The sequence below is a fragment of the Burkholderia sp. SJZ089 genome, assembly GCF_007828315.1.
Taxonomy (GTDB): domain Bacteria; phylum Pseudomonadota; class Gammaproteobacteria; order Burkholderiales; family Burkholderiaceae; genus Burkholderia; species Burkholderia gladioli.
In genome coordinates this window covers 140,750-147,441 of sequence record NZ_VIUM01000021.1, presented here as the reverse complement: position 1 = coordinate 147,441, position 6,692 = coordinate 140,750, and the positions used below count along the sequence as shown (strand labels likewise).

General features: G+C 69.1%; 7 protein-coding genes and 1 pseudogene. 2 read left to right on the top strand and 6 right to left on the bottom strand.

Annotation, left to right across the window (positions count from 1 at the left end; translation table 11 throughout):
• Nucleotides 1–104 (bottom strand): annotated as a pseudogene (locus FB600_RS30995) (electron transfer flavoprotein subunit beta/FixA family protein); the annotation flags it as partial.
• Between the two features lie 400 nt (nucleotides 105–504).
• Between FB600_RS30995 and FB600_RS30990 the strand changes: the two are divergent.
• Nucleotides 505–1,083, top strand: coding sequence for a class I SAM-dependent methyltransferase (locus tag FB600_RS30990; protein ID WP_025102066.1), 579 nt, complete (start codon nucleotides 505–507; stop codon nucleotides 1,081–1,083).
• Between the two features lie 34 nt (nucleotides 1,084–1,117).
• On the opposite strand, the gene FB600_RS30985 is transcribed toward FB600_RS30990, so the two are convergent.
• Nucleotides 1,118–1,423 (bottom strand): hypothetical protein, encoded by a 306-nt coding sequence (locus FB600_RS30985; RefSeq protein WP_105819277.1) that lies wholly within the window; start codon nucleotides 1,421–1,423, stop codon nucleotides 1,118–1,120.
• 336 nt (nucleotides 1,424–1,759) lie between these two features.
• Nucleotides 1,760–2,803 (bottom strand): L-glyceraldehyde 3-phosphate reductase, encoded by a 1,044-nt coding sequence (gene mgrA, locus FB600_RS30980; RefSeq protein WP_047835524.1) that lies wholly within the window; start codon nucleotides 2,801–2,803, stop codon nucleotides 1,760–1,762.
• Nucleotides 2,804–3,134: 331 nt separating this feature from the next.
• Between mgrA and FB600_RS30975 the strand changes: the two genes are divergently transcribed.
• Complete coding sequence (locus tag FB600_RS30975; RefSeq protein WP_098154188.1) at nucleotides 3,135–4,214, top strand: lactonase family protein; 1,080 nt, start codon at nucleotides 3,135–3,137, stop codon at nucleotides 4,212–4,214.
• Between the two features lie 37 nt (nucleotides 4,215–4,251).
• Here FB600_RS30975 and FB600_RS30970 read toward each other — a convergent pair whose 3' ends face one another.
• The 3 genes from FB600_RS30970 to FB600_RS30960 all read right to left on the bottom strand — a co-directional run bounded on the left by FB600_RS30970 (nucleotide 4,252) and on the right by FB600_RS30960 (nucleotide 6,687).
• Nucleotides 4,252–4,956 (bottom strand): ribonuclease activity regulator RraA, encoded by a 705-nt coding sequence (locus tag FB600_RS30970; RefSeq protein WP_013697657.1) that lies wholly within the window; start codon nucleotides 4,954–4,956, stop codon nucleotides 4,252–4,254.
• Nucleotides 4,957–5,025: 69 nt separating this feature from the next.
• Nucleotides 5,026–5,811: an SDR family oxidoreductase gene (locus FB600_RS30965; protein ID WP_098154189.1), complete on the bottom strand. Its 786-nt coding sequence runs from the start codon at nucleotides 5,809–5,811 to the stop codon at nucleotides 5,026–5,028.
• Between the two features lie 66 nt (nucleotides 5,812–5,877).
• Complete coding sequence (locus FB600_RS30960) at nucleotides 5,878–6,687, bottom strand: NAD-dependent epimerase/dehydratase family protein (RefSeq protein ID WP_145757919.1); 810 nt, start codon at nucleotides 6,685–6,687, stop codon at nucleotides 5,878–5,880.
• Nucleotides 6,688–6,692 lie beyond the last annotated feature (5 nt).

Here is a 6,692-nt window from a genome sequence, read left to right as displayed (position 1 = left end):
ATCGACATCTTCACGTTCGCGATATCGACGCCCGTTCCGTCCGACTTCACGCGAACCTTCACGTTGTAGTCGACCACTCTCTTTACCGGCACCAGAATCTTCAATGCATGCTCCTTCCCAGCCCAGGCTGGCTTGTATTGAACCGGCCCATTACACGTGGATTCGGCGCGTTCGACCACTACCAATTAGCTTTGCCGGTCATAGCATGGGCCTATCGGCCGGGCACGCGAATTGCACCCTGGCGCCTTCCAAAGCCGCCGATGAAGCTTTCATGTCCATTGGCTGACGGCGGCGACAGGTCCGGCACCATTCGCCGGGAAAATTGCAACCATCCATGACGAAGCTCGCATCGACGCCCAAAACGATGCAACACTACGCATCGCCTTGCTTTCCATGGCCGGCACGCCGCGTGCGCGCCGGCTGTCGCGTTCCCTCTTCCGTTCCGGCGCCGGCCATGCCTCGCGGCACGGCCGGCGCGCGTCACTCCCATGAGGTGCCCGTCACATGCGAACCCGAAGCGCATCGTCCGACCTGTTGTTCTTCCTGAGGTCGTGGTTCGAGAACCCGATGAACGTGGCCGCGATCGCGCCCTCCGGCGAGCCGCTGAGCCGCCTGATCACGCGCGACATCACCGGCATCGACGGCCCCGTGCTGGAACTGGGCGCCGGCACCGGCGTGTTCACGCGGGCGCTGCTGCAGCGCGGCCTGGCCCAGCGCGACCTGATCCTGGTGGACAACAGCGAGCGCTTCGGCAGCCTGCTGGCCGAGCGCTTCCCCGATGCGAAGATCGTGATCGGCGACGCGGCCGCGCTGGCACCGCTCGGCGTGGCACTGCCGCAATCGGTCGGCGCGGTGGTCAGCGGCCTGCCGCTGCTGTCGATGCCCAGGCCGAAGGTGGCGGCGATTCTTGAAGGCGCGTTCCACTATCTGCGCGAGGATGGCGCCTTCCATCAGTTCACCTACGGGTATCGCTGCCCGATCCCGCGCCGCACGCTCGACGCGCTGGGCCTGAAGGCCAGTTGCGTGGGCCGCGTGATCCGCAACCTGCCGCCGGCCGCCGTCTACCGCATCACGCGCAAATGAACGGCCGGGGCGCCGCCCCGCAGCACCCTGGGCGTCAGGAAATCGCCTTGCCACAATCCGCCGCGACCACGCCCGTGTAGCGACGGTCGGGATGCAGGCGTGCGTAGTGGCAGCGGCGCATCGAGATGAACCTGCGGTATTCCGGGGGCGAGGGATAGGTCTGCTTCTCGTCGGCCGCGCTGACGCCACGCAGCCAGGCATCCACCAGTTGCGCCTGCACCCGGTCGCGCTGGGCGGCCGGTGCCGACAATCGAGACAATTGCGCATCCGAAGCGTGGACAAAATTGGCCGCGGCGGCCAGCAGCGGCACCATGGACGCGCCGATCAGGAATTTCTTCATTGGGAATCCTCGATATGCGAGGCGGCCCGGCGCACGACCGCCCCTCGGCCGCATCGATATCGGCCGATAGGGAAATTCGTCACCTCCGTGAGCGGAGATCGACTCGGGACGATCGGCGCGCCTGCCGGACCGATCGGGCACCAGCCTAACGAAGCGCCGGGCTCGTCGCCTGAAGAATGGGGGGCGTGAAAATGAAGATTTCTTTTGATGACGGGTCGCCGTCGGGCTGTGACGCCTGCCCGCGGCAGCCTGCATCGCATTGCGCCAGGTGCCGCGCCCTTGCGGCGCGGCGGCGGGGATGACCGGCGGGACGCGCTCGCGCCCCGCCGAGGCGCATCAGTTCGCGCCGATGCCCGAGGACACCTTCCAGATATCGACGTTGCCGTCCTGCGCATGACGGTCGATCTCGGCCAGTTCCTCGGCCGTGAACGAGAGCTGCTTGACCGCATCGAGCGAATCGTCGAGCTGGGCCACCGTGCGCGCGCCGATCAGCGTCGAGGACACGCGCGCATCGCGCAGCGTCCAGGCAATCGCCATCTGCGCGAGCGTCTGGCCACGGCGCTCGGCGATCGCGTTCAGCGCGCGGATCCGCTCCAGGTTCTGCTCGCTCAGCATGCCCGCGTTCATCGAGCCGCTGCGCGCGACACGCGCGTCGGCCGGCACCTCCTTCAGGTACTTCGAGCTGAGCAGCCCCTGCGCGAGCGGCGAGAAACCGATGCAGCCCACGCCGAGCTCGTCGAGCGTCTGCAGCAGGCCGTGCTCGATGCCGCGGTTCAGCATCGAATAGTTCGGCTGGTGGATGAACAGCGGCACGCCTTCCGATTCGAGGATCTGGGCGGCCTGGCGCGTCAGTTCCGGCGAATACGAGGAGATCCCGACATAGAGCGCCTTGCCCTGCTTGTGCAGTTGCACCAGCGCGCCCATGGTTTCGTCCAGCGGCGTATCCGGGTCGACGCGGTGCGAATAGAACACGTCGACGTAGTCGAGCTTCATGCGGCGCAGGCTCTGCTCGCAGCTCGCGATCAGGTGCTTGCGCGTGCCGGTCGGGCCGCCGTAGGGGCCGGGCCACATCGCCCAGCCGGCCTTGGTCGAGATCACCAGTTCGTCGCGATACGGCTTGAAGTCGGCAGCGAGCCAGCGCGCGAAGTTTTCCTCGGCGGAGCCGGCGGGCGGGCCGTAGTTGTTGGCCAGATCGAAGTGCGTGACGCCGCGATCGAAGGCGCGGCGCAGGATCGCGCGGCCCGTCTCGAACACGTCCACGCCGCCGAAGTTCTGCCAGAGACCGAGCGAGATCGCCGGCAGCACCATCCCGCTGCGGCCGACCCGGCGGTAGGGCATGGCGTCGTTGTAGCGATTCGAATCAGCCAGATACTGCGTCATGGATGTCTCTCCTGAACCGTTGAAGGCACTTGCGAAAACGGCGAGTGTAGAGGCCTTCGTCGCCGGCGGGAAATTGATTGTGGAGATTGCATCCATCTATTTCCGGAATAGATCGACCGCGCGAACGGCCCGGATCAGATTGGACAGGCCGGATTCTGCACCAGAAACAGGGCGAGCGGCACGGAACGCAAGAATCGCTATCGACTCAAGCAAACGGCGACGGCTTGGAGGCGAACACCGCCCACGCGATACTGGCGCATCCCGCTGCGCCTGCCCTGCTGCATCGACCCACGAGGAGGCGCCGCCGTTCGTCCATCCCTGCGCCCTTTCCATGTCGAAGACCCTGACCGTCATCGTTTCGAATTCCATCAGCGCCGACCTGAGCGTCTACCGCCTCGACCCCGACGCGCCCTCGATGCAGGCCGCCGGGCGCCACCCGCTCGGCCCGCAACTCATGCCGCTGGCGATCGCATCCGATCGCAGCACGCTGTTCGCCGCGCTGCGCAGCACGCCGCCGGCCATCGCGCGATGCCGGCTCGATCCCGGCACCGGCCAGCTCGCGACCGACTATCGGCTCGACGTCGGCGCGGGCCACGTCTCGCTGGCGATCGATCGCGCCGGGCGCTTCCTGTTCGGCGCCTCCTACGGCAGCCACCAGTTGGTGGTGCACGCCATCGCCCGCCTCGACGAAGGCGATGCAAGCCCGCTGCAAACGCTCGAAGGCATTCGCAACGCCCACGCCGTGCTGGTCTCGCCCGACGACCGCCATGTCTACGTCACCTCGCTGGGCAGCGACGCCCTGCTCTGCTGCTCGCTCGATGCAGAACGCGAGGCGCCGCTCGAGATCGTCGACACGCTGGCCTTCGACAAGGGCTTCGGCCCGCGCCACATGCGCTTCTCGCCCGACGGCGCCTGGCTCCATGTGCTCAGCGAGTTCCGCGCGACGGTAGCCGTGTTCCGGCGCGACCCGCGCACCGGCAGGCTCAGCCGCCACCACGTCACGACGCGCCCGCCCGAACTCGCGGCGATGCGCGACGGCCAGGCCCGGCCGCCCGCCACCGAGCCGCAACCCGATCCGGCCACGCTGGCCGGCGCGATCTGGGCGGCCGACCTGCAGGTGCGCCCCGACGGCCGTTTCGTCTATCTGTCGGAGCGCACCACCAGCCGGCTGTTCGTGTTGCGCGTGGAGGCCGACGGCACGCTCGCGCATGCGGGCGCCGTGTCGACCGAAACGCAGCCGCGCGGCTTCGCGATCGATCCGGGCGGGCGCTGTCTGGTCGCCTGCGGCGAGCATTCGCCCCAGGTATCGCTCTACCTGATCGATGCCGCCTCGGGCCTGCCGGCCCTGCATTCGCGCCACCCCGGCGGCCAAGGCGCGAACTGGGTGGAGATCGTCGCGAGCGGGGCCTGACGCAAGCGAGCAAGGGGCGCGGGGGGCCGGCGCGGACTCACAGGCCGCGCTTGTACGCCTCGTAGCGCGCCTTGTTCTCCTCGTTGGGCGGATAAAGCCCCGGCAGCGAGGCGCCGTTGCGCACCTGCTCGATGATCCAGCCCTCCAGCCGCTCCTGCTCCACCGCGGCCGCCGTGATCTCGTCGACCAGCGCGGCCGGGATCACCACCGCGCCGTCGGCATCGACGACGATCAGGTCGTTCGGGAACACGGCCACGCCGCCGCAACCGATCGGCTCCTGCCAGTTCACGAAGGTCAGGCCCGCCACCGAGGGCGGCGCCGCCACGCCGCTGCACCAGACCGGCAGTTGCGTGTCGAGCACGCCGGCCACGTCGCGCACCACGCCGTCGGTGATCAGCGCGGCCACGCCGCGCTGCTGCATGCGCTGGCAGAGGATGTCGCCGAAGATGCCGGCGTCGCGGATCCCCATCGCGTCGACCACCGCGATGCAACCGCCCGGCATGGCCTCGATCGCCGCGCGCGTGGAGCGCGGCGAGGACCAGGATTCCGGCGTGGCGAGATCCTCGCGCGCCGGCACGAAACGCAGCGTGAAGGCACGGCCGACCAGGCGCGGCTGGCCCTCGCGCAAGGGCTGCGCGCCGCGGATCCAGACATTGCGCAGGCCCTTCTTCAGCAGCAGGGTGGTGAGGGTGGCGGTCGTCACGGACGACAGCGTGTCGATGATGCCTTGCTCGTCTGCCATGGCAGCTCCTTGCAGCGAGGCCGCGCCGTCTCGCGACGCGCGGCCCCGGGTTCGATCGGGAATCGGGACTCAGATGCTGGCGACCAGGCCGCCGTCGACGCGCACCACCGAGCCCGTCACATAGGCCGCGCGCGTGCTGGCCAGGAAGGTGACGACGTCGGCGTACTCGGCCGGCTCGCCGTAGCGGCCCAGCGGAATCGAGGCGGTGCTCTCGGCGCTCACCTGCTCCACCGGCCGCCCTTCGCGGCGCGCCTTGGCCTCGTCGAGGAAGCGGATCCGGTCGGTGGCGATGCGCCCCGGCACCACGATATTGGCCGTGATGCCGTCGCGCGCGACCTCGCGCGCCAGCGTCTTCGACCAGCCCAGCAGCGAGGCGCGCAGCGCATTCGACATGCCGAGGTTCGGGATCGGCGCGATCACGCCCGAGGAGGCGCTGGTGATCACGCGGCCCCAGCGGCGCTCGCGCATGCCGGGCAGCACCCGATCGGTGATCGCGATCACCGACAGCACCATCGACTCGAAATACTTGCGCCAGGCGTCGCTCGGCTGGCCCGAGGCCGGCGTCGGCGGCGGCCCGCCGGTATTGTTGACGAGCACGTCGACGCCGCCGAAGCGCGCCTCGATCGCCGCCACGTGGCGCTCGATCGAGGCCAGGTCGGACAGGTCCCAGTGCAGCGCGAGCACCTCGGCGCCCGTCGCCTCGACCGCCTGCTTGGATGCCTGCAAGGCCGCCTCGTCGAGATCGGCCAGCACCAGCCTGGCGCCTTCCCCGGCCAGCGCCGTCGCGATCGCTCGGCCAAGGCCGCCGCCGCCGCCCATCACGAGCGCGGTCTTCGTGTTCAAACCCAGATCCATGTGCTTGCGTTCTCCCGGCCCTCGGGCCATGTGGTGGATGACAAGGATGCCTGCCGCGCCGCCGGCTCAATCGACCCGGTCGGGATCGCCCGTGTACTCGACGCGGCAGCCGAAGCCGCCATGGAACAGCGCCTCGAGTTCGTCCTCGGCGGCCGAGCCGGCGAGAATTTCGGCCGCGTGGCGCTCGGCATCGTCCTCGGGCCGGTAGCCGAGCCAGCGCGCATTGGCGTTGTCCCAGCGGTTGCGCGCGTTGTCCGACACGCCGTACACGACCACGAAGTGATAATCCGGATGGTCGATCGCGCGGCGCACCAGTTGCACCGTGTCGCGATGGCTGATCCAGGTGTAGAGATGGCGCGGCGCGCTGGGCCGGTCGTCGGGGCGGAACGAGCCGATCCGCAGGCAGGCCACCGAGAGCCCGTGCTTGTCGGCATAGAGGCGCCCGAGCGCCTCGCCGAACACCTTGGACACGCCGTAGCGGCTGTCGGGCCGCGGCTGGACCTGGTCGTCGATCATGCGATCGCGCCGCTGGAAACCCACCGCGTGGTTCGAGCTCGCGAAGATCAGGCGCTTCACGCCGGCCAGCCGCGCCGCCTCGAACACGTTGTAGCAGCCCTCGATGTTCATGCGGCTAATCCGCTCCCAACTGTCCTCGTCGGGGATCCCCGCCAGGTGCACCACGCAGTCGATGCCGTCCATCGCGCGCAGCAGCGCATCGGGATCGTTGATGTCGACCGTGACGACCTGCTCGCCCTCGCGCGCCGGCTGCTGCTCGGCGATATCGGCCAGCCGCAGCAGCGGATAGGCCCCGCGCAGCCCCTCGCGCAGCACGCGGCCGATCTGCCCCGCCGCGCCCGTGATCAATACCTTGCTCATGTTCC

Bases quoted from the DNA above. Each gene is read 5' to 3' on its own strand.
- FB600_RS30990 (WP_025102066.1), top strand. From the start codon at position 505: ATGCGAACCCGAAGCGCATCGTCCGACCTGTTGTTCTTCCTGAGGTCG.
- FB600_RS30985 (WP_105819277.1), bottom strand. From the start codon at position 1,423: ATGAAGAAATTCCTGATCGGCGCGTCCATGGTGCCGCTGCTGGCCGCC.
- mgrA (WP_047835524.1), bottom strand. From the start codon at position 2,803: ATGACGCAGTATCTGGCTGATTCGAATCGCTACAACGACGCCATGCCC.
- FB600_RS30975 (WP_098154188.1), top strand. From the start codon at position 3,135: ATGTCGAAGACCCTGACCGTCATCGTTTCGAATTCCATCAGCGCCGAC.
- FB600_RS30970 (WP_013697657.1), bottom strand. From the start codon at position 4,956: ATGGCAGACGAGCAAGGCATCATCGACACGCTGTCGTCCGTGACGACC.
- FB600_RS30965 (WP_098154189.1), bottom strand. From the start codon at position 5,811: ATGGATCTGGGTTTGAACACGAAGACCGCGCTCGTGATGGGCGGCGGC.
- FB600_RS30960 (WP_145757919.1), bottom strand. From the start codon at position 6,687: ATGAGCAAGGTATTGATCACGGGCGCGGCGGGGCAGATCGGCCGCGTG.